Here is a 23,100-nt window from a genome sequence, read left to right as displayed (position 1 = left end):
CCTTACCTACATAGACACATAGATACGCACGCCAATAGAGGTAAGCCCAATATAGAGAACAACCTAAAGAGCATAGCTACTCAAATTGGGGGTTGCTGATGTTTGATGGCTTTTGTTAATCGTTTTTGTTGATAGCTTTTACCGATAGCCTTTTCCTTTCGAAGATAGGATTCGCCTATTGAATCTATAGAAATGTCCGATTTCACTAATTTTCGGTGGCAATGCAATATATCTACATCGACGCGGGATAGCGTTAAACACTACAAATTAGAAAGAGAGTCCAACATGATCAACACAGAAATCAAACCATTCAACGCAACAGCATTCAAAAACGGCGAATTCGTAGAAATCACTGAGCAAGACGTTAAAGGCAAGTGGGCTGTATTCTTCTTCTACCCAGCAGACTTCACATTTGTATGTCCAACTGAGCTAGTTGACCTACAAGACAAATACGCAGAGCTTCAATCTCGCGGCGTAGAAGTTTACTCAGTATCAACTGACACTCACTTCTCTCACAAAGCATGGCACGATACTTCTGACAAAATCGGCACTATCGAATACTTCATGGTAGGCGACCAAACTGGCAACATCACAAATAACTTCAACGTTATGCGTGAAGGTCAAGGCCTTGCAGACCGTGCAACGTTCCTAATCGACCCTGAAGGCGTTATCCAAGCAATGGAAATCACAGCTGAAGGCATCGGCCGTGACGCAGAAGACCTACTACGTAAGGTTAAAGCAGCACAATACGTAGCCGCTAACCCAGGTGAAGTTTGCCCAGCTAAATGGAAAGAAGGCGAAGAGACTCTAGCTCCATCTCTAGACCTAGTAGGCAAGATTTAATCTAAGCCTAGCTAACAAGAATAGCTAAACGGTTCTACAGGCGCGCTTCGGCCCCCCTCCTAAAGGGCAGTCGCGCGCCACCCTTTCAAAACATCAACACCACAATATTTGCCGACTTGCGCCCCCTTTTTATTTTCCTTTTTCAGCAAGAAGGTATTGGTCAATACCAAGACACAGAATTTAAGAGCAGGCACGATTATGTTAGATCAAGCAATGAAGCAGCAGCTAAAAGCATACCTAGAAAACCTAAAAACCAATGTTCAGTTAGTCCTTAGCCTGGATGGCAGCGACACCGCAAACAAACTTCAAGATCTGGCGAATGACATCGCGTCTTTGACCGACAAGATTGAAGTGACTCGCGATGATAGCGCAAGCACGCGTAGCCCAATCATGCAGGTAGTGAACCAAGAGAAAGGCACAGCGATCGGTTTTGCCGGTTTGCCAATGGGTCACGAATTTACGTCACTGGTTCTAGCACTGCTTCATAGTGGTGGTCACCCTATCAAGCTTGAAGCGGACGTAATCGAGCAAATTAAAGAGCTCGACCAAGAGCTTAATGTAGAGATTTTCATCTCACTCTCATGCCAAAACTGTCCAGAAGTGGTTCAGGCATTCAACATGATGTCGGCGATTAACCCTCTGGTTAAGACAACAATGATTGATGGCGCAGCATTCCAAGATGAAGTGAAGTCTCGCGACATCATGGCAGTACCAAGTGTGTTCGTTAATGGTGAGCTATTTGGTCAAGGTCGTATGTCACTGGCAGAGATCCTGAACAAGGTTGATTCAGGCGCAGCGGAAAAGAAAGCAGCAAACCTAAACCAACAAGCACCGTTTGATGTATTGGTTGTCGGCGGCGGCCCGGCAGGTTCTTCAGCGGCAATTTATGCTGCACGTAAAGGCATTCGCACAGGTGTGGTTGCTGACCGATTCGGTGGTCAAGTGATGGATACCATGGCGATTGAGAACTTTATCTCAGTGAAAGCGACAACTGGCCCTAAATTAGTGGCAAGCCTTGAAGAGCACGTAAAAGAGTACGGTGTCGAAGTGATGACTGAACAGCGCGCTGCAAACATCATCGCGGCAGAAGACACAGAAGACGGCTACATCCACGTTGAGCTAGAGAGCGGCGCAACACTACGAGCTCGCACAGTTATCACAAGTACCGGTGCTCGCTGGCGTGAAATGAACGTTCCGGGTGAGCAAGAGTACCGCAATAAAGGCGTCGCTTACTGCCCACACTGTGATGGTCCATTGTTCAAAGGTAAGAAAACAGCGGTTATCGGTGGTGGTAACTCAGGCATCGAAGCGGCAATTGATTTAGCGGGTATCGTTGAACACGTAACCGTACTTGAATTTGCAGACACACTGCGTGCCGACCAAGTACTTATAGACAAAGCAAACGCAACACCAAACATCGAAATCATCAAGATGGCGCAAACAACGCAAGTGATTGGTGATGGCAACCGTGTAACCGCTCTGGAATACAAAGACCGCAACACCGATGAACTTAAACAGATCGAACTAGCAGGTATCTTTGTTCAAATCGGCCTGATGCCAAACAGCGAATGGTTGAAGGGTTCGAAAGTTGAGCTCTCACCACGCGGTGAAATTGAAATTAACGCTCATGGTGCAACATCGATGAAAGGTGTGTTTGCCGCGGGTGACGTGACAACTGTACCTTACAAACAGATCATCATTGCGATGGGTGAAGGTGCGAAAGCAAGCTTAGGTGCATTTGACCACCTAATTCGTAACTCAGCTCCAGTTAAAGAGGCTGAAACCGCTTAACCTTTACACTGAAAAGCTTAAAGCTTTTAACTCAAGTTCCTTAAATATTTGTTAACTTAATTCTTTACTGTTAACGACTTAGTCGACATTTAGACGCCACTCCTATGGATTTAGGAGTGGTTTTTTTCTTTGTGATTTACGCCGGTTGATAAAGCATAAAGGCAACCACCATCGCTAAGCTTCCGCCCAAGCAACGGTTCACAAACATCATCTGTTTTGGTGATTGCAGCAACTTTTTAAGCATGGTGCCGCAATACGCCCACACCAACATGCACGGCACACCGGTAATCACCATGCCCGCGATAATGGTCACGACTTGAATCAAGTAATCGGCATTCGGAGTAATGAACTGTGAAAACACGGTTAATGACGCTATCCAACCTTTAGGATTTAACACCTGCACCAACACACCTGACATAAAGCCCGAGCGATTGTCGGTCGTGCTTTCTTCGATTTGCATGTTCGCAATCGACCATGCCATGAACAGCAAATAAGCCGCACCCGCGTATTTCAAAATGTTGTATAGCTCTGGATAAAGGGTAAATAGGCTCACCAAACCGACACTAGAACCTGCCAGTACGATGATGATGCCAACAGCGTTCCCAGAGATAAAAGGTAAAGTCGCAGCAAATCCATAACGGCTTGAAATCCCAAGTAATGCGATATTGCCTGCCCCAGGGGTAATTGCAATTGATGTTGAAAATAGCAAGAACGCCAGCATTAATTGAGAGCTCATTTCCTCTCACTCCTAATAAGTAAAGTATTTATAGGGAGAGAGTTTACAGATTCGACTAGGAATTAAATTGCTATATAGGCTAATATTAATCCAAATTTGAGCAAGACTTTTCAAAAATAGTCATGAAACAGAAAGAATCCACCAAAGAAGTGTTAGATGACACAGATATCGCCATCTTAGAGCATATCCAGCAAGACGGACGCATGAGCAACAGCAAGCTCGCAGAGAAGGTCAACCTCAGCGAAACCCCATGCTGGCGTCGTTGGAAACGCATGGAAGAAACAGGCTATATCGATGGTTATGCCGCCAAACTGAATCGTAAAAAATTAGGCTTTCATGTGGCTGGTTTTACTCTTGTGACCTTGGGTAACCATGAAGTTGAAAACACAGAACCGTTCGAAGAGTTTGTCGCGGTAACCGATTGGATTCCTATGTGTCACTGCATTGCAGGCGGCGCCGATTACATGGTGCAAGTGTTGGCGAAAGATTTGGAAGAGTACTTTGAGCGCATTAGCTCGATCAGACGAGTGAAAGGCGTGAGTGCGATTCAATCGAACATCTCGGTGAAAGAGTTGAAAAACAGCTATCGATTACCGATTTCAGATTAGCTCCCTAAAACACATAAAACAAAAAGCCCAGCCGCGATAGATGTCTGAAATCTAGAGCTCTGGGCTTAACGTTACTATTTACTTGCTTGAACTAGCTTAGCTATTCACAAGGGTGAGCTAGATGGATCAAGGCTAAACCACCGAGTGACGTTTCACGATATTTCTTGTTCATGTCTTTGCCTGTTTGATACATGGTCGCAATAACCTTATCTAACGAGATCAAAGATTTACTATTACGCTTCAAAGCCATGCGTGATGCGTTGATGGCTTTCATCGCGCCCATCGCATTTCGCTCAATACACGGCACTTGAACCAAGCCGCCAATTGGGTCACAAGTCATACCCAACGAGTGCTCCATTGCGATTTCCGCCGCAATGCAGATCTGCTCATTGCTGCCACCACGAAGTGCCGTTAAACCAGCCGCCGCCATAGAAGACGACACCCCTACTTCACCTTGGCACCCAACTTCCGCACCAGAGATAGAAGCATTGGTTTTGTACAGAATACCAATCGCGCCTGATACGGCTAAGAAGTCTTTTAACTGCTTAGTATCCAACTCTTTAATGAAGCGATGGTAATACATCAATACGGCAGGAATAACGCCCGCAGCACCATTGGTTGGTGATGTTACCACTTGGCCACCAGCCGCATTTTCTTCGCTAACCGCAAACGCAAACAAGTTAATCCAATCCATGATTTCCATTGGGTCGTTTTCAACCGCCGCATTCGCTTCTAACTTTTTCAGTAGATTAGGCGCACGACGTGTCACGTTCAAACCACCATCAAGAATGCCTTCGGTTTCAAAGCCGCGTTCCATACAACGACTCATCACTCGCCATATTTGATCCGCTTTCTCTGAAATAATGTCAGAGCCTTCAAACTCCGCTTCATTTTTCAGAATCATGCCACCCAAGCTCATCCCACTATTATCGGCTTGTTGCAGCATTTCATCGGCATTTTTGAATGGGAATGGGACTTCTACTGCTTGGGTTTGAGTGCCATTTTGCAGTTCGTCAGCGGTTGCGATAAAACCGCCGCCAATCGAATAATAAGTTTCATCGACAATCACGTTTCCACTTTGGTCGAACGCAGTAATCATCATGCCATTTTCATGCAGAGGCAAATTGTCTTCGTGGAACAACATGTCGGTTTCGTAGTTGAAGGCAATGTGCTTTGTGCCCGCTAAATCCATCTCACCACTGTCTACGGCATGACGCATTGCTTGGTTTGCGCTGGTGATTTTGATGGTGTCTGGTTTATTGCCGAGTAGCCCCAATATTGTAGCTCTGTCGGTGTGGTGACCTATGCCAGTCAATGACAAAGAACCGTATAAATCCACCTGAACACGCGTCACTTCAGCGATTTTATCAGCGATTAATTGTGTGAAATGGAAACCCGCAATCATTGGGCCGTTGGTGTGAGAGCTCGATGGCCCAACACCAATTTTGTAGATATCAAAGATCGATAACATAGATATACCAGTAAAAAATCGGTCAATTAAGAAAGAGCGGCATAAAGCCAATCAGGGATAACAGTACAAGCAGCAATCGTCACAACAGCGAACACCAACAAGCCGTAATGACTCGCGGTAGGCTTTGCAAACAAATGCTTTTGCTTGGCTATAAATTCATTTTGTTGCTCGGTTACCTCTCCCCAGAAGCGGCTCACAACAACACCTAACACTAAGAAAACCACAGTGCCAATCAAGGCAAACCAAGGCCAAGCTATTCCGCTGTATTTCGCAATGAATACGACGGCCACACTGCCAATACTGCCCGCAATTACCCCTTTCTCGTTTGCTTGTTTGAAGAACAAACCCAAGATGAAAGAGCCAAGGCGAATACCGACAAAAATAGAGGTTAGGCTCGCAATCGTTTTAAGCACTGATTCATTAGAAACAGCCAGTAATGCAGGCACAACAACCGACGCTGCAGCAACAAGGCTCATTTTTCTAGCAACCGATTCATAGTGCGCGTCAGAGGCTTTCTTGCGGAAAAATCGCTTATAGAAATCGAACGTTGCGACCGTCGCCATTGAGTTATAAGTGGAATCCAGTGTCGACATGGCCGCTGCCGAAAGTGCTGAGATCACCAAACCAACAATGATTGGGTTGGTATGGTTAAACACAAAATCGAGAATCACTTCGTTGCTGTTTTCAAAGCTGCTGTCTTGATAAAAGACACTTAACAGCACCCCCATCACAGCAAAGAACAGATAAACAAAGAACGCGCCGTAGCCACAAAGTAACATCGACTTTTGCGCTGTTTTAACACACTTAGTCGCCAACGTTCTTTGAATAATCAGTTGGTTAGTGCCATACACACTCAGGTGTAAGAAGCTCACAGCCACTACGCCTGCCCACAATGTGGTATCGACGCCTAAGTCAAAATCGAGGTTGATGATATTCAAATGTTCAGGAGACAACACCTCGCCCGCATCGATTTTCATCAGCAATAAAACAAAGATCGCAATGCTGCCGATAATCAACACTGCTGACTGAAGCATGTCAGTCCAGATTACTGTCGAGATACCACCCACATAGGTATACAACGCAGTAAATACGCTGATGTAGATGATCGCCTCAGAGATACTCACCGGCAGCACTTGCACTAAAATCAGGGCAACCGCATACAAAATAACCCCTGCCGAAATACACTGAACCACAATGAACACGATGGAATTGATCGTGCGAGCAACAACGCCAAAGCGGTGCTCTAGGTATTCGTAAATCGAGGTTAAGCCGAGCTTGTAAAACACCGGAACAAAGAAAAGCACAGTGAAAAAGATCACTATTGGATAGTTCAAATGTACGCTCATCGCTTCCATACCCGAGCTATAAACCCAGCCCGGCATACCAACGAACGTCATTGCGCTGATGTAGGTTGCAAGAATCGACACACCTGCCGTAAACCAACCAAACTGTTTTCCACCAGTCGAAAAGTCGCCACCGACGCTATAGCGCCTATTAACTAAGTAGCTGATAAACAATGTAGTTAGCACATAAAGAGCAATAACCACAAAACTTGAGTACGTAACCATTTTTAGATTCCGTTTATTGTATGTCGCAAATCATTCGCCGCCAATAGTACTCATAAATGGATATTTTCCTTCAAAAACCCACAGTAAGTGTGACTATTATCACTAAGATCGACGATTAAACGCTCAAATCGCCCCGCAAAGCACAAAAACGCGATCAAATGAGATCCAGTTCACCAAAACACACAAAATGGGTACGCACTCATTTTAAAATTGACTTTGATCACGGATCTAATAACCACAAAAATTCTATTATCTCTCCCGAAATGAAGACGGTGTGATGAAACTAAATAATCAACACACAATAATTAAAACCAAAACCACCCTATATAAAATAAAGGTTTATCGGTCATGACCATTAAAAAACACATGAGCGAAGTTCCTATGATTCAAAGGGTAGCCGCATATCTAGCAATTCTAGTGGGTTACTTTTTTTATTGTTATAACTTTGTAATTATTGACTACGTACGCCCATACATTGTGGAAGAATATGCTGGTATTAGCCTTTCTGATACCGCTCAGTTCTACACTTGGCAGTCTGTTGGTGCTCTGATTGGTGCGCTGAGCTGTGCATGGTTCGCAACTAAGTTCGGCAAGAAGTCCACACTAGTAGCAATTACGGCATTAAACGGTGGTGCAACCATCATCAACATGATGTTTACCGACTACGCCACTTGGGCTGCAATGCGTTTCATCATTGGACTGTCTTTAGGTGGTTACTTCACTGTAGCTGTATCTTTGATGATTGGCCTATTTACACCAACGGTTCGCGGTAAGTTGACTGCTTTTGCTTCTTCAATGTTCTCTGTTGCTTTAGTGGCAATGGGCGCTTACGCAGCCTTCATTACAAGTGTTGATGCACCTTGGCAAAGCCTAATGTGGGTAGGTGGTATTCCACCGCTTGTAGCAGCAGCGTTAATGATCTTTGTATTACCAAGCGACAAAACAGTGATCGCCTACGGTGAAGAAGATCAACAAACCACAACCAATGCAGCTGGTGAAGTAACCGAAGCTAAAAAAGGTTCTTGGGGTGAGATGTTAAGCAAGCCTTACCGCAAAATTACGATTACTTGTTTACTTCTTTCTGGTCTTAACTTCTACGGATTCCAATTCTTCGGTGGCTTTGTAACTACCTACCTGAAAGATGTTCGTATGTTTGATGGTGCAACCATCGGTTTGATCTTCTCTATCTCAGCATTTGGTTCACTCTTCGGTGCATGGTTCTGGGGATGGGCAGCAGATAAGTACGGTCGCAAGATCAACGCTTTCGGTTTCATCCTCGCAGGTATCATGGTTTCTATCTTCTTTGTCGCACCTGGCGACATGATGATTGGTGGCCTAAACATGCTGGCTCTTCTAGGTCTTATCTACAACTTCGGCCTGTCTGCTTCTGCAGTATGGGGCGGTTACTTCTCTGAATTGTTCCCAGCACGCTTGCGTAGCTATGGTGCAGCTTTATTCCATGGCGGTCGTATTATCGGCATGTGGGCACCAATGGTTCTTATCTTCATCCAAGAGCGTACCGACCTACAAACAGCAATGTGGGGTTCACCAATCGTATGGATTATCGCCGGCCTACTATGGCTAACACTACCTGAAACTCTTAAAGGTGGCGTCTTCGATAAGAGCAAAAAAGCTGAAGCAGCAAAAGCTTAATTCAACACTCATACGCTGAAGTTCAAATACGAAAAATTTAAAGCCGGCTGATAAGTCAGCCGGTAACAAAATCCAAATCGAGTCCTGTTCCGAATGTTGACTCGGCAACACAAAGAGAAATTATTATGTCTAAATATCAAGAAGCTAAACGCATTGTTCGTGAATACTTCGATGCAATGGAAAACGCAACTCACGAGAACGTTGCTGAAGTTTTAAAAGCACACACTTCTGAAGATTACTTGTGGCGCGGTGTTTACCCATTCCGTGAGCAAGAAGGCGCACAAGCGGCTGCTGACGTATTCTGGGCACCAATGATGAAGTCAATGACTCGCATGCAGCGTCGTCAAGACATCTTCATCGGTGGTAACAACGAAGTTAACCCAGATGAGATTTGGGTAATGAGCATGGGTCACTTCATGGGTCTATTCGACGCTGAATACCTAGGCATGCGCCCTACTGGCAAGATCATGAACGTTCGCTACGCAGAATTTAACTGCGTAGTTGACGGCAAAATCACAAAGACAGGCCTGTTCCTAGATCTTCTAGGCATGATGGATCAAGCGGGTTGTTACCCACTTCCACCATCAACTGGTAAGCACTTCGTATACCCTGGCCCACGTAACCACGATGGTCTGCTATTTGAAGACGCGGCTCCAGAAGAAGGTGTTGCAACGCTTGCTCTAGTAAACAAAATGGTTGATGACCTGTCTGCTCTTAACGACAGCGGTGCGATGGGTTGCCCACCAGAAGTACTAGCGAAGAGCTGGTCAAAAGACATGATTTGGTACGGCCCATGTGGTATCGGCGCGTCTTACACAATTCCTCGCTACCAACAACAGCACCAACTTCCTTTCCGTAACAACCTGAAAGACAAGAAGTTCAACGGCCACGTTTGTCGTTTCGCTGAAGGTAACTTCTCTTGTTTCTTCGGTTGGCCAAACCTATCAAACACACCAACAGGTGGCTTCCTAGGTATGACTGGCGGTGAAGTACGTGCAAACATGCAAGTAGTTGACGTTTACTACCGTGACGGTGACAAGCTGTCTGAGAACTGGGTTCTTATCGACCTTCCTTACTGGCTACAACAGCAAGGTCTAGATGTATTTGAACGTACTTCAACCATCATGAACCCAACGCTGTAATCAATACGCTTTAATCCAAAAGATTGAAACGAAATAGTGGCAACCTAAATAGACATCTGATTTAGGTTGCCACGCTTACTGGGGGACCCTTCTCGCTCCTAGTAAGTGCTCCAACCAATTCATTATTGCTCCACTAATAACTGAATCTACTCGTGCCTCATGGATGGGGTACACCCTGCCAAACCATTACCAATATAACGGGCTTGAAAGCACGGTGGCTTTCTACAGCCTGAATAAAGAGAATTACAATGAACAAGTCGATTCTTTCAGCAGTGATCCTTACAGCACTTACCTCGGGTTCTGCTTTTGCTGCACACACTTTTACCAATGACGCGGGCGATAGCCTTACTTTAGACGGTCGTTTCGACGTTCGTTACCAAGACAAAGGTGAAGTCTTTAACTCAGATACCAATGCTTGGGAAAAAGATAACGGTGAGTGGAACAGCGGTAGCTCTCGTTTCGGCCTTAAAGGTCAAATGGGACTCGATAACGGCTGGACTGGCTTTGGCCATGCTGAATGGGGTTACAACTCAGGTGCTAACGGCGACAATATTTACGACCGACTTCTATACGCAGGCGTAGAGCACGACAAATACGGCAAGATCGCAGCAGGTACTAAGCAATGGTCTACTTTTTACGATGTGGCTTGGTTTACCGATATGGGTCGAGTGTTCGGTTCGCGTGGTTCTGGTTACTACAACCTATCTGACTGGGGTATTGCGTCAGGTACAGGTCGTGCCGAGAACTCGATTACTTACCGCAACAGCATTAGCGACAACTGGAAATACGGCTTCACTTACCAAACCACTCGCGAAGATGTTGGCCTAGCTGACGGCTTAACAGCAACGTTGAAAAACGGTATGGGCGCATCAACGCTGTACACTGTTATGGATGGCCTAACGATTGGTTTAGCTTACCACCAGAATGAGTTTGATGATGTCGATGCGGGCGTTAAAAATATCAAAGGTGGTGATACACAACGCATTGGCCTATTAGGTGTTAACTATACCAATGACGGTCTATTCGTTGGTTTCACCTACAGCCAAGGTTCAAACTGGGAAACCACCAGCCAAGCTGAATTCTACGACCACCGCGGTGCGGAATTCTTCACTTACTACCACTTTGAAAACGGTCTGCGTCCAACCTTTAACGTGAACTACTTAACGGATACCGACGACAACGCAAACGGCTACGAGCGCCAGCTTATTATTCCTGGCCTTGAGTACCACTTTAAGAAGAATAAGTTCTTAGTTTGGACGGAATACCAGTTTGATAATGGTAACGACAAATCTGTTGGTAACCATTACGAAAATAGCGATGACCAGTTCGCTGCAGGTATTCGTTACTACTTCTAACGATGTAGCGGTATGTTGCTCATTTTATGGGTAAATTCGAAATCTAAAGCTCTGCTCTTACGCAGAGCTTTTTTGTCACTACCTCTGTAATCCTACTGTTTTCCCAATACAGAGAATGGGTTATACCCAACATCAAATTCAAAATAATCATTATTCCTTATTTTTCATATCATTCCTTGGTATTACTTTATGAGTACGTACCTAAATATGTTACTCTGTGCGCAGTTAATTTGGTTCAAAAGTGTGGTCTATGAGCTCTCCAAAACACTCCACGGCGTCAAAGCCAACCGTCACCTCTAAAGATGTCGCTAAACTTGCTGGCGTTTCTCAATCAACTGTATCTCGTGTATTTGTCCCGGGCAGTTCAGTGTCTGAAAAGACCAAGCAGAAAGTGTTCGATGCAGCAAAATCGTTGAACTATCGTCCCAATGCCTTTGCCCGCAGTCTGACAACAAATGAGTCCAAATTGATTGGCTTAGTTTTCCCAGATGCCGACTACCCGATCCACATGAAAACTCTGCAGCTTATCTCTACCGAGCTACAAAAACAGGGTTACTCTGCGGTATTGATTCCTTGGCAAGTTGATGGAAACGACAATCACTCGATTCCTAATATCTTCCAATACCGAGTTGATGGCGTGATTGCAGCTTCTGCGACCTTTAATAAGTCGCTTTATGAAGAGTGTGAAGAGTTCGACATACCTATCGTTCAGTTCGCACGTGTTGTTGAAGGGACGAAGAGTAGCCATGTGGTGAGTGACAACTACGCCGCTGGCCAAGTCGCCGCTCAGCATTTACATAGCGTAGGAACAAAATCAGCGGTTTACCTGACAGGTAACGTACCAACCTACACCAACGGCGAGCGTGAATCGGGCTTTTGCTCAGAATTCGAAGATCTCACTGGCAAGCAAGCTCGTGTTATTGAAGCTGACTATGACTACCTTGATGCTCTAGATACCATTCGGACTCTGTTTTCAGAACCCACACATCCTCAAGCGATTTTCTGTGCGACAGATAACCTCGCGATGGCAGTAATGGATGTGGCACGCTTAGAGTTCAACCTGCGTATTCCAGAAGATCTCCAAGTGATTGGTTTTGATGATATCCCACAGACTCAATGGTTGAACTACCAACTCACTACCTTCAAGCAAGATTTCAGACGCCTTGCACGTGAATCAGTGAAAATTGTCGTTAGCCAGATTCAAGAGCAAGACACAAGCTTGGTTAAGCTGATGGTGCCAGTGAAGTTTATTGAACGAAACACGACGCTAAAATAGAACCAACGTTAAGACGCATTCAAATAAAAATCCCGCTCAGTGTGAGCGGGATTTTTATGATATTTAACTAGTTACCTACACCACCAGTCTTCTCTGCCGGAGATTCAGGTGTCACTGGAGGCCACTCTTGAAAAGTTGCTAGATGTTGTTGGACAGCAGCTTGTGCAGGACCAAATGCCCACATTTTTTGTCCCATCCATTTCAAGTACATGCCCGACTCTTCCGCCGCTCGCTCGTATGGGTCACGACGTAAGTTAAACAGTAATGGTGCGTTTAGCGCTTCTTTAGGACCACTCCAACCGTGATTTTGCACGATGAAGTGCGCCTTCCAATCACCAACACGAACCGCTTGCAGCTGATCTCGTTCGTAGTAGTAGATCTCTTTACGGTTTGACTCGCCTTTCTCAGTCAGCATATCCACTTGGTTGTAACCATCAAGGTGCGCTTTAAAGCCATCGTGACCTTTCAGCAGTTTCTCTTTTAGATCCGTTGGACCACCAGCCGCAGCGACCAGAGTGGGTAACCAGTCCATACCATCAAAGATGCCATTGCCTACAGTACCCGCAGGGATTTTACCCGGCCAGCTGACCAGTGCAGGGGCTCTTACGCCACCTTCCCAAGTTGTGCCTTTCTCACCGTGATAAGGTGTCATACCGCCATCAGGCCAAGTCATGATCTCTGGGCCGTTATCGGCAGTGAAAATGATGATGGTATTGTCGGCAATACCGAGCTCTTCCATCTTCGCCATCATCTCACCGACGTGATCATCAAGATCTTTCATGACCACTTCTTGAAGCCCCCAACCGTTTTGGCCGAGCATGGCTTCGTATTCAGGTGACAGGTGCGTCCAAACGTGACCACGTGATGGACAGTACCAAGTGAAGAAGGGTTTATCCGCTTCAACCGCCCTTTCAATGAAGTTGATCGCGTGTTTATTCACTTCGTCATCAAGGGTGCGCATACGCTCGATCGACAATGCACCATCATCTTCGATCGTTTGACCACCTTTACCGTCTGATCTTGCATAAATAACATTACGAGGCGCAAAGGCATCCAAAGAGCCATCTTTTGGCCAATCAGGATCTTCTGTGTATTCCATTGCATTCAAGTGATACAACCAACCCCAATACTCATCAAAACCGTGCATTGTCGGTAGGAATTCATCTCGGTCACCAAGGTGGTTTTTACCAAACTGCCCCGTGACATAACCCATGGTTTTAAGGATTTCAGGAAGGGTTGGCGTGTCAGCACTTAAACCAACTGGGCCACCTGGTAATCCGACTGAGTGCATGCCTGTTCGAACGGGAAGTTGACCCGTTAAGAATGCAGAACGACCCGCCGTACAAGAAGGCTGAGCGTAATAATCAGTCAGGAGCATGCCCTTTTCAGCAATACTATCAATGTTCGGTGTTTCACTACTCATCACACCATTGTGATAAGCACTCAGGTTTGATATCCCAATATCATCCGTGAAGATAACAAAAATATTCGGTTGCTCTTGTGCTGCCCATGCTGATAGCGAAAAGCTACTCAACACACTCAGAACAACAAGGTGGAAAATCCTTTTCATAGAATGTCCTTATACTGTTTCAGATTGCTCTTTGTGAACCATTTTTATTCCTACCAAACCAAAGCCAAGCTCCAATAGTAGATAGACGACAAGTAGCCAGTGAGGCATGCCATCTATCAACAAGCTAATGACTCGACCGGCAGCCAAACCCAACATGAAGACCACCAAACTGTAGAGTGCTGGCAATCGGTATTTCTTTAGTAACGCCCCTGCTATCCAAAACAGAGCCAACGCTAAGTACAACCCCATCACTGCACGAAAGATATGAGTGACATTGATAGGGCTAGCATCAATTCCGAAAAGATAATCAAGGGAGACAACGGGGGCATAACCGTACGACAACGCAATCGGTGTTAAACCCAAAACAGCAACGAACAAAAAAATGCTTTGTGGCTTCATATCCTTACTCTTTTAATTTGGCTCTTTTCAAAAAACATAGTCTACAATCAGCAATATACAAGTTGCATATGTGAAAAGTGAATAGTTAAAACATACATTCACATTCGTGCTATTTCACATCGAAGATAAGGATATCAATATGGCTAAATGGCGTTACCTACTCGCATCAGCATTGGCTGCAAGTTCAACCGTAAATGCTCAGGAAGCAAGTGCACAAGCGGATACAAAAAAGTGGCAACATAGCTTCGAAATTTACGCGCTTGCACTCAATATCCGTGGAGACAGCACCATTGGTGGCTTGTCAGCAGATGTCGATGTTGATCCTGCATTCATCATGGATCATCTTGATATGACCGCAATGGTGCGTTTAGAGGGTATCTATGACAATCAGTGGGGCTATTTCATTGACTATAGCTTCATGAAGCTAAGCGGAAAAACAAACTCAGTGTTAGGTAACAACCTAGAGGTATTGAGGGGCAACCTTGATATCCGACAAGGTGTTTTAGATGTGAAGGGGTTTAAGCGCTACCAGTACGATTTTGGCACGATTGATTATCTGTTTGGGCTTCGTTGGTGGGATAACGACATAGATGCCAAGCTTTACACTTCAGTTGGCGACTTAAATAGAAGCAAATCATTAGATGAAGATTGGATAGATTACCAAATAGGTGTGAGATGGATAACGCAGATCAATAAGGATTGGAAGTTTCACGCAACCATTGATGCAGGTCTTGGCAGTGACACCAACTTTACTTCATCTCTGTTAACTGGCGTGCGATACCAGATAAACAGTTGGTCTGACTTAAATGTTGCCTACAAATCGACCTGGGTTGATTACGAAAACAAGGGCACCTTTGAATACGATACCGCATCGCAAGGGTTCCTGATTGGTTGGGCTGCTCACTTTTAATCCGATTCTCGTAACGTGTTAGAACCTAGGCCAACCCAATATTGCACATTTGGATTTAATTTCTATTAAAACGTAATCCTCAAATGATTCTGACCTCTGGCGATGACCTCCGTCACCAGAGGTTTTTCTTCGTGAAACATACACCGACCTCCCTCAAAGAAAACCCATAAAATCATAGAGTAACACCTGAACATCGTTCATTTAATCTATCTAAAAAATTGTAATTTTAGATCATAGAAATACAGGTTTATATCTTGAGATATTTAATCTTCATTTAATCCTTCCCGCCCTATTCGAACAGTGTTTTTTATTTTGAAAATATCGCTAGAATCCTCTCCCGAAATTTACAAACCAGAGTGGAAACAATGAAAAAATTAATCTTAGCGGCTCTTACGATTGCCTCAGTTACCGGCATCGCATCAACTTCAGCTTTTGCATCAAATGAAATGTACGCACTAGGCGGTTTCGGGATGGATGATGGCGATGTCGGTGGCCAGTTCACATTTGGTAGCCAAGTCATGCAAAGCAACTGGTATGTTGAATCAACGTTGCTTGTTATTAGCACTGATGAAAAGGATCTTAAAACAGAGCAAGAGTTCGATTCTTTAATGCTTTCATTAACACCTATGTATAAGCACAGCTTCAGCGAAAACTTCGCTGTTTATGGTAAGGCGGGCGCTTTTTACGCACACTCAGATACCAAACTGGTGTTCCTATCTAGCGATAATAATGAAGTCCACAAAGGGTCGCATGGTGATCTTGGCTTAACTTACGGTATCGGCGCAGAATACAAGTCACTAAAACCCGTTTTCGGCCACTCCAAGTTTGTGACTCGAGCTGGATTTGATTGGTATGAGTTCGGAGGAAGTACTGGTTGGTATACCACTGAGTCGGTACTAAGTATCCAAGCAGGCTTTACCTTTTAATTGAGTAGAAAAAATGAGTAAGCCTCTCGTTAGACGAGGCTTACTTCGTTCCACATTTTGGTTCAGACTACGCACTCTTTCTTCATGATAGTTAAGCCAGCCTCGAGCGTTTCTGTCCAAGCTTGTTCAACGCTTTCATCATAGTGAGGATCGTATTTTTTAACCGTATTGAGTAACGAATTGAACCACTCGTTGAGTTCTTGCTCAGAGATAACCATTCCTAAATCTTTATGTCGCTTCCCAAGCTTTTTCACCGAGTTTCGTACGCTCGGTAGACCAGCAGAGTTATAGATAAGAATGATCGAGGCTTTAAGCATCTTGGTTTGTTGCTCTAACCCTATCTTTTCAAAACGTTCTGAAAACCTTGGATTATGCTCGCAAAAATCCGCCAAAAACGTTTCGAGAAATTCTTGGTCAATCCGGCAGCGCTCAAAGCTTTCATAAAACAGTTCATTCGGTTTCATCTAGCCAGTCCTTTGCAAAATTTTGAGTCTTCGGGAAGCTAACAAGTTCAGAGCCGCGACTTCGCCAACTCCGAACCATCAATATGATCTAAGTATACGCCACTGTGGCATAAAATGAACGATGGCATAAAGCGAACTGTGGCATAACGTCAACTATGGCATAAAGTGAGTTGCACAGATCTTGTTTCCATCAGGATCTCGTAAATAAGCCATGTACAAGCGACGCTCGTCAGAACCTCTCGCTCCGGGACCATTTTCAATGCTGGTACCGCCATTTTCGACGCCAACTCGATGCCACTCATCTACAACTTCAGGAGAAGACGCAAGAAAACCCACCGTCATGCCGTTGCCGTGAGTCGCAGGCTGACCATCAATCGGCTTCGTTAAGCCCAACACACCCGTTTGACTAACGTAAACACAGCGCCCTTTAGGATCAACAGAGCCTTCGCTATAACCAAGCACTTTCATGATTGGGTCATAAAAAGCCTTCGCGCGTTCAATATCTTCGGTACCGAGAAAAACATGGCTGAACATAACTAACCTCTTCTTCTATTGAAATAACCACCTAAACTAGACCTATAATTCGTGTTTGTCTAGGCACGCTATTCGGTCACAACTGTTGCTTAACCCATTGAGCAAACACCTGAAACTTAGTTCGCTGCTCCATGCCTTTCGGGCACACTAAATCATACCCTTTGCCCGACTCAATGCTCATAAGAGGCGCGACCAATAAGCCTTGTTCAATCTGCGGTGTCATAAACTCTAACCGCCCTAGTGCCAGCCCCATCGATAATATCGCCGCATCCATCGCCAAGCGGTTATCGCTGTAATAGTCACACTGAAGTGCGCAGTTGGTATCACTTTGAGCTTCATACAACCAACGCTGCCACGCAGTGATATCGCCACTGTGAATGAAACGAACGTCATCTAAGTGGTGTATGCCTTGGTCTAGTTTGAAGCGTTTCGCGTATTCAGGGCTACACACAGGAGTTCTTACTCCACTGAATAATCGCTCGCTGTAATGGTTGGGGTAATGGCCTTCGCTATAGAAAATTGCCACGTCATAAGGTTCAAACTGGAAGTCTGACTGGCTCTGTTTGGTTTGCAGTTTGATGCTTAGATTCGGATACAAGCGTCTGAATTCCGGTAAACGCGGCATTAACCATGAGGAAGCGAAATAAGGCGATGTCGCGATATACAACTCCCCACTTAGCTCACCCGTTTGAATATCCATGAGTTCAGAAAAGATAGACTCAAACGAAACGTTCAACATGGATAACACACGCTGACCTTCTGGCGTCAGTTCGAGCTTTCTCGTCTTGCGCACAAACAGGTTGAACTTCAATTGTTGTTCGAGTTTTTTGATGCGATGGCTGACCCCTCCCTGAGTTAAGAAGAGCTCGTCGGCGGCAAGCGTAAAGCTTAAATGTTTAGCCGCAACACTAAAGGTGTGCAGCAGTGACAGCGTTTGTTGGCGATTTTCGAACAGCCCCATGCATTAACCTCACTAATTCATAATTCGTCATAACTGGTTTGTCGGTGTATGTAACCATCATATAAATTAAACCAAGTAATCTACAACATTAAATGGTGAACAGCATGCAACAGAATCGAAAACTCAAAGTAACCGTGATTGGTGGTGGCTCAAGTTACACCCCAGAGCTCGTTGAAGGACTGCTCAAGCGCCATCACGAATTACCTATCTCTGATCTGTGGTTAGTCGATATCGAAGAAGGCATGGAAAAAGCAGAGATAATCGCGGCGCTCACCAAGCGAATGATAAACAAAGCAGGCTGTGAGATTAATGTTCACCTCACCACGGATCGAAAAGCAGCTCTGAAAGATGCGGATTTTGTCTGCTCACAATTTCGCGCAGGAAGAATGGAAGCAAGATTACGCGACGAGAGGATTGCTCTGAAGTATCGCATGATCGGCCAAGAGACCAATGGCTTAGGTGGCTTCTCTAATGCGTGCCGAACCATTCCGATTGCTCTCGAGATAGCGAAAGAGATGGAAGAACTGTGTCCGAATGCGTGGTTACTCAACTTCACCAACCCATCAGGCATGGTAACGGAAGCATTGATTAAGCACTCAACCATTAAAACCGTTGGTCTATGTAACGTTCCCATCAACATGGAGCTAGGCGCGGCGAAAATGCTCGGCGCAGAACGCAAAGATATCACGATGCAAATCGCCGGATTAAATCACCTAGTGTGGGCTCGTAAGGTGCTTCATAAAGGTGAAGATAAATTGGCAGAACTCATCGAACAACTCCTTGGTGGTAACGATCAAATGATGCCAAAGAACATCCCTCCCTTTGAATGGGACGCTGAATTGATTCGTTCTCTGAACATCGTTCCTTGTGCTTACCTACGTTACTACTACCAATCCAGAGATATCTTAGATAAAGAGTTTGAGGCATCGAAGAACAACGCTAATCGCGCCGACTTGGTGGCTCAAGTTGAGAAGCAACTGCTTGAGATCTATAAAGATCCGATGCTCAATACCAAACCTAAATTGTTAGAAGAACGAGGCGGTGCTTACTACTCTGAAGCGGCCTGTGAGCTGATGAGCAGTATTCACAACAACAAACGTTCTATCATGCACGTCAACACTCGCAATAATGGTGCGATTCAAGGATTACCCGATGACTGCGCGGTAGAAGTGAGTTCGGTGATCACCAGCAGTGCGATCCTGCCACTGAACGTTGAACCTTTTGATAGTGACACGCTGCGCTTGATTCAGCAGATGAAAGAGTTTGAAACTCTGACCGTTAAAGCGGCGATGACGGGTGACATCGCAACAGCAAAACGTGCTCTGATCTTAAACCCTATCGTCGATAGTGGTTCGCACATCGACGAGGCTTTGCAAGAAACCATTCGCGAGAACTTAGACTTCATGCCTGCGTTTGCTCATCGACTCGCTTAATGTGGCCTTTGTTAGCAACTAATAAGCTCGGTTATAACAGCTAATAAGCTCCGTAATAACAGCAAATGAGCTCAGTGACAGCAGAGCTCATTCAAGATATTGAATCCAAATCTTTTAATAAGAGGTCATGATGAAATTGATACTCAACGCCGATGATTTCGGCCTCACTGAAAGCGTGAACCACGGCATCGTCGACTGTTTCAAGGCGGGTCTGGTTAAGTCGACCACCATCATGATGAATCAACCGGGTACACAGCACGCGATTGAGCTCTATCATCAAGGTTTAGTCTCTGAAGTTGGCTTGCACTTTACGGTCACCGCAGGCAAACCACTGACGCCACCAGAGTTAGTGCCGAGCTTAGTGGACGAACACGGTCACTTCTTTAGCAACATCACCCTGTTCGATAAATCAGATGTGAATGAAGATGAGGTGATGCTCGAACTCAACGCGCAATATCAAGCCGCTGTCGATGCCGGTTTAAAGATTAACCATATCGACAGCCATCACTTTGGTGGTGTGTTTAAACCTCTAAAAGCAGCGTTTACCCGCACAGTGAATCGCATTGGTCTTCCAGTTAGACGAATCGATAACATCCTAAGTGGCCAAGATGAACTTCAAGTGCCAACACCAGACGCTTTCGATATGCGTTTCTTTGACGAAGGCGTATCACGGAATGGCCTGCAAGATTTATTACTGAGCTACCAAGCTATGATGCCTGACGGTGTGCTTGAGTTAATGTGCCACCCTTCATCAGTGGCAAGTGAACAGCTTAAGTCCCTATCAAGCTACAGTGATAAACGCGTAGATGAGCATCAACTTCTCACTAACCCAGAACTAAAACAGTGGCTAGCTGACCATCAGATTGAGTGCATTGGATTCGACGATCTCAGATAAGATACATTAATTCAGGGCTACTCAACGATCCGTTGTGCGCCCTGCCCTTGGTCATGCAGAATATCTTCAGGGTTCAACAAGTGGCATTTCTGCATACTCAAACACCCGCAACCGATACAGCCTGTTAAGTTTTCTTGTAGCGATTTAATCTGCGCCATTTTACTGTCGAGTTGCCCCTGCCACTTCTTAGCAACACGCTCCCAATCTCGCTTAGTCGCGGTATGGTTCATCGGCAATGTCGATAATTCTTCGGTGATCTCTTCCAGCGTGAAGCCAATCGACTGTGCGACTTGGATCAACGCAATTCGTCTCAACATCGCAGACTGATAACGGCGCTGATTTCCGTTAGTACGAATCGAAGCAATCAACCCCTTGGTTTCGTAAAAACGTAAGGCCGAAGGAGCCACGCCACTGCGCTCAGCCAACTGGCCTATGGTGAGGTATACGATGTTTCTCATGATCTTTCACTTCCTGTTTGAATAGCCGTTTCTTCCTGATAATGAACAGTATAATAGAGTTCACTTTAACTTGAAGTTTGGGCTCAAATTAAGGTTTGGACTAGGTTACAAAATACGCGCAACAAAAAAGCCTAACACATTGATTATCCGGGCTATGATTTTGTTCGCTGATTACCATACATGTCGTCAAACCCGGGAATGCCTTGCTCCCACACGGGTTTATCTTCACCGACAATGGTTTTCAATGTATCAATGAAGAGCTTAGTTTTTATGGGTGCATCTCGATGTGGGTACACCGCATAAAAAGTACCAAAGTCATCCAAGTTTAAGTGAGTCATAATAGGCACCAACTCGCCACTGAGCACTTCATCTTCAATCATCTGCGCCGTGACGACCGCGAGAGTACTGCCGGTTAACGCACTCTTGGAAATCATCTCAACGTCATTCACTTTATAAGCGGCATTAAGCTGAAAATGCTGCGCTTGCCCCTCTTGATCGACATAAGAAAACTTATCAATCAACAAACCCGGAGCGGCATAGATAGTCGCAGGTAATGACTCTAACTTTTCGATGGTGTTGATCTCGCCATGCTGAGCAATGAACTCAGGTGAAGCGACAATCAGCAATCGACTTCTGGCTATCTTACGGCTGATTAGGCTGGAGTTTTTGGGCTTACCAATACGGAAACCAATATCAAACCCTTCTTTAACCATATCGACGATTCGGTCTTCGAGTCTCAATTCAAAATCAACATCTGGATACTGCTTCTGGAAAACCGCAATCGCCTGCTGAACATATTGTCGACCGAACATGGTCGAGCTGGTGATTCTTAATAACCCTCGAGGCTCTGCATGATAATTTTGCGCCAAGCGTCGAGTATCGTTCAATAGTGCACGAAGCTGATGCGCTTGATTGACCATCTCATTGCCTGCAGCTGTCAGAGATAACGAACGAGTGGTGCGATTGAGTAATCGAACATCCAGCTCTTCTTCAAGACGGCTGATCTGTTTAGAGATAACGGAACGGTCGACGTTTCTTTGCTCCGCCACTTTGACAAACGAACCCAGCTCAACCACTTCAAGTAACAATAATAAACGACTCGATATATCCATAACGCCCTTTGTTGCATTTAAAGCACCAATCAAGTGCCAATATGACTATTTTTCTCATCTTATTACAAATCTATAGTAGCTGCACATAACGGAGACAACATTCAGTCCCGACCTAATAGAGGAACACCCCATGACACTACTATCTGTGACTAACCAAAATGGCATCGCAACGGTATCAATCAACAACCCACCAGTGAACGTGCTGACTTTCGACTTGATCAACGAGATCAATGCCTTTGTACTTTCATTGAAAGATGATCGTGATACTAAGGTTGTGGTCTTTAAATCACTACATGAGAGCTTCTTTCTGGCTCACTTAGATCTCAATGTGATCAACGGTACACAAGGTGGACAAGCCGGTTCGATCGAATTCAACCATATGATTGAGAACATTAAAGCGATGAAACAAGTCTCTGTCGCGGTAGTTGATGGCGTAGCTCGTGGAGGCGGTAATGAATTTGTGATGGCGTGTGACCTTGCTTACGGCACTGAAAACTCAGCGTTCGCACAACCTGAAATTCATGTAAACATCCCAACGGGTGGCCAAGGCGCAGTTCAATTTGCAAGACGCATGGGCAAAAACAAAGCGCTACAAGCTTTGCTGCTTGGCAACGACTTTACGGCTCAGCAAGCAGAAGACCGTAACATCATTACGCAGTTCGTACCGAAGGCAGAGCTAGAGGGTTTCTTAGCAGCGACACTCGGTGTGATCAGTCAATTAGAAGTACGTGATATCGTGATGTACAAAGAGATCATCGCAGCCTCAATCAAAGATGAGCAAGCGGGCGCTGAGCTAGAATTGCGTTACTTCTTAGAGCGCGCAAAAGAGCAAAAAACCGCAGCAATTATCGGTGCGTTTCTAAAACACGGTGGTCAAACCGAACGTGAAGCGAAAGACATTCAAGGCATCTTCGTTGACACCGCAGCAGAGTTATCACAATAGACAATGACGCAATTAAATGGCCATCGCTTGATGGCCATTTATGTATCTATTT

General features: G+C 45.1%; 22 protein-coding genes. 12 read left to right on the top strand and 10 right to left on the bottom strand.

Translation table 11 applies throughout. The annotated features are described in order from the left end of the window. Positions 1–285 precede the first annotated feature (285 nt). Both ahpC and ahpF read left to right on the top strand, forming a co-directional pair. The gene (ahpC, locus tag AB4484_RS06705; RefSeq protein ID WP_016798107.1) at positions 286–843 is read left to right on the top strand and encodes an alkyl hydroperoxide reductase subunit C; all 558 of its coding nucleotides are present in this window, start codon (positions 286–288) and stop codon (positions 841–843) included. Between the two features lie 198 nt (positions 844–1,041). Further along, on the top strand, positions 1,042–2,634 hold the full coding sequence (gene ahpF / locus AB4484_RS06700; protein WP_372077176.1) for an alkyl hydroperoxide reductase subunit F: 1,593 nt from the start codon (positions 1,042–1,044) through the stop codon (positions 2,632–2,634). A gap of 136 nt (positions 2,635–2,770) precedes the next feature. On the opposite strand, the gene AB4484_RS06695 is transcribed toward ahpF, so the two are convergent. Further along, positions 2,771–3,370, bottom strand: a complete 600-nt coding sequence (locus tag AB4484_RS06695) for a LysE family translocator (protein WP_016798109.1) — start codon at positions 3,368–3,370, stop codon at positions 2,771–2,773. 122 nt (positions 3,371–3,492) lie between these two features. On the opposite strand from AB4484_RS06695, the gene AB4484_RS06690 reads away from it, so the two are divergent. Next, complete coding sequence (locus AB4484_RS06690; protein ID WP_372077174.1) at positions 3,493–3,978, top strand: Lrp/AsnC family transcriptional regulator; 486 nt, start codon at positions 3,493–3,495, stop codon at positions 3,976–3,978. 100 nt (positions 3,979–4,078) lie between these two features. On the opposite strand, the gene AB4484_RS06685 is transcribed toward AB4484_RS06690, so the two are convergent. After that, positions 4,079–5,449, bottom strand: coding sequence for an L-serine ammonia-lyase (locus tag AB4484_RS06685; protein ID WP_050652336.1), 1,371 nt, complete (start codon positions 5,447–5,449; stop codon positions 4,079–4,081). 26 nt (positions 5,450–5,475) lie between these two features. Then, a complete protein-coding gene (locus AB4484_RS06680) occupies positions 5,476–7,017 on the bottom strand; it encodes a sodium:solute symporter family transporter (protein ID WP_372077172.1) in 1,542 nt (513 codons plus the stop codon). Positions 7,018–7,365: 348 nt separating this feature from the next. Here AB4484_RS06680 and AB4484_RS06675 point away from each other — a divergent pair, with 348 nt between their 5' ends. The 4 genes from AB4484_RS06675 to AB4484_RS06660 all read left to right on the top strand — a co-directional run bounded on the left by AB4484_RS06675 (position 7,366) and on the right by AB4484_RS06660 (position 12,443). Beyond that, complete coding sequence (locus tag AB4484_RS06675) at positions 7,366–8,670, top strand: MFS transporter (protein ID WP_017104144.1); 1,305 nt, start codon at positions 7,366–7,368, stop codon at positions 8,668–8,670. A 125-nt stretch (positions 8,671–8,795) separates the two neighbouring features. Continuing rightward, positions 8,796–9,812 carry a nuclear transport factor 2 family protein gene (locus AB4484_RS06670; RefSeq protein WP_048616719.1) on the top strand — a complete coding sequence of 339 codons (1,017 nt, stop codon included), beginning with the start codon at positions 8,796–8,798 and terminating at the stop codon, positions 9,810–9,812. A gap of 248 nt (positions 9,813–10,060) precedes the next feature. Then, the gene (locus AB4484_RS06665) at positions 10,061–11,167 is read left to right on the top strand and encodes a porin (RefSeq protein WP_372077170.1); all 1,107 of its coding nucleotides are present in this window, start codon (positions 10,061–10,063) and stop codon (positions 11,165–11,167) included. Positions 11,168–11,417: 250 nt separating this feature from the next. Continuing rightward, positions 11,418–12,443 carry a LacI family DNA-binding transcriptional regulator gene (locus tag AB4484_RS06660; RefSeq protein WP_048609306.1) on the top strand — a complete coding sequence of 342 codons (1,026 nt, stop codon included), beginning with the start codon at positions 11,418–11,420 and terminating at the stop codon, positions 12,441–12,443. 67 nt (positions 12,444–12,510) lie between these two features. Here AB4484_RS06660 and AB4484_RS06655 read toward each other — a convergent pair whose 3' ends face one another. Together AB4484_RS06655 and AB4484_RS06650 are read right to left on the bottom strand one after the other, a co-directional pair. Further along, positions 12,511–14,013 (bottom strand): arylsulfatase, encoded by a 1,503-nt coding sequence (locus AB4484_RS06655; protein ID WP_372077168.1) that lies wholly within the window; start codon positions 14,011–14,013, stop codon positions 12,511–12,513. Between the two features lie 9 nt (positions 14,014–14,022). Beyond that, on the bottom strand, positions 14,023–14,412 hold the full coding sequence (locus AB4484_RS06650; RefSeq protein ID WP_050622079.1) for a DUF4345 domain-containing protein: 390 nt from the start codon (positions 14,410–14,412) through the stop codon (positions 14,023–14,025). Between the two features lie 139 nt (positions 14,413–14,551). On the opposite strand from AB4484_RS06650, the gene AB4484_RS06645 reads away from it, so the two are divergent. Both AB4484_RS06645 and AB4484_RS06640 read left to right on the top strand, forming a co-directional pair. Beyond that, a complete protein-coding gene (locus AB4484_RS06645; protein ID WP_372077166.1) occupies positions 14,552–15,322 on the top strand; it encodes a DUF481 domain-containing protein in 771 nt (256 codons plus the stop codon). Positions 15,323–15,687: 365 nt separating this feature from the next. Continuing rightward, positions 15,688–16,248, top strand: coding sequence for a hypothetical protein (locus AB4484_RS06640; RefSeq protein ID WP_050644615.1), 561 nt, complete (start codon positions 15,688–15,690; stop codon positions 16,246–16,248). A gap of 62 nt (positions 16,249–16,310) precedes the next feature. Here AB4484_RS06640 and AB4484_RS06635 read toward each other — a convergent pair whose 3' ends face one another. The 3 genes from AB4484_RS06635 to AB4484_RS06625 form a co-directional block, all read right to left on the bottom strand. Then, positions 16,311–16,712 carry a globin gene (locus AB4484_RS06635; protein WP_372077164.1) on the bottom strand — a complete coding sequence of 134 codons (402 nt, stop codon included), beginning with the start codon at positions 16,710–16,712 and terminating at the stop codon, positions 16,311–16,313. A 153-nt stretch (positions 16,713–16,865) separates the two neighbouring features. Continuing rightward, positions 16,866–17,246: a VOC family protein gene (locus AB4484_RS06630; RefSeq protein ID WP_048609300.1), complete on the bottom strand. Its 381-nt coding sequence runs from the start codon at positions 17,244–17,246 to the stop codon at positions 16,866–16,868. Positions 17,247–17,322: 76 nt separating this feature from the next. After that, on the bottom strand, positions 17,323–18,207 hold the full coding sequence (locus AB4484_RS06625) for a LysR substrate-binding domain-containing protein (RefSeq protein WP_050644616.1): 885 nt from the start codon (positions 18,205–18,207) through the stop codon (positions 17,323–17,325). A gap of 104 nt (positions 18,208–18,311) precedes the next feature. On the opposite strand from AB4484_RS06625, the gene AB4484_RS06620 reads away from it, so the two are divergent. After that, positions 18,312–19,640 (top strand): 6-phospho-beta-glucosidase, encoded by a 1,329-nt coding sequence (locus AB4484_RS06620; RefSeq protein ID WP_372077162.1) that lies wholly within the window; start codon positions 18,312–18,314, stop codon positions 19,638–19,640. Positions 19,641–19,770: 130 nt separating this feature from the next. Then, positions 19,771–20,535, top strand: a complete 765-nt coding sequence (locus tag AB4484_RS06615; protein WP_333007484.1) for a carbohydrate deacetylase — start codon at positions 19,771–19,773, stop codon at positions 20,533–20,535. Positions 20,536–20,552: 17 nt separating this feature from the next. Here AB4484_RS06615 and soxR read toward each other — a convergent pair whose 3' ends face one another. Then, on the bottom strand, positions 20,553–20,993 hold the full coding sequence (gene soxR / locus AB4484_RS06610; RefSeq protein WP_004736387.1) for a redox-sensitive transcriptional activator SoxR: 441 nt from the start codon (positions 20,991–20,993) through the stop codon (positions 20,553–20,555). Positions 20,994–21,145: 152 nt separating this feature from the next. Continuing rightward, entirely contained in the window at positions 21,146–22,105 is a 960-nt protein-coding gene (locus AB4484_RS06605; RefSeq protein ID WP_012604456.1) for a LysR family transcriptional regulator, read from the bottom strand. 130 nt (positions 22,106–22,235) lie between these two features. Here AB4484_RS06605 and AB4484_RS06600 point away from each other — a divergent pair, with 130 nt between their 5' ends. Then, positions 22,236–23,048: an enoyl-CoA hydratase/isomerase family protein gene (locus AB4484_RS06600; protein WP_372077160.1), complete on the top strand. Its 813-nt coding sequence runs from the start codon at positions 22,236–22,238 to the stop codon at positions 23,046–23,048. The last annotated feature ends 52 nt before the right edge of the window (positions 23,049–23,100 follow it).

This window comes from Vibrio sp. 10N.261.46.A3 (genome assembly GCF_041472995.1).
GTDB lineage: Bacteria > Pseudomonadota > Gammaproteobacteria > Enterobacterales > Vibrionaceae > Vibrio > Vibrio coralliirubri.
Note: the sequence above shows the minus strand (reverse complement) of the source record. Positions and strands in the feature narration are given on the sequence as shown.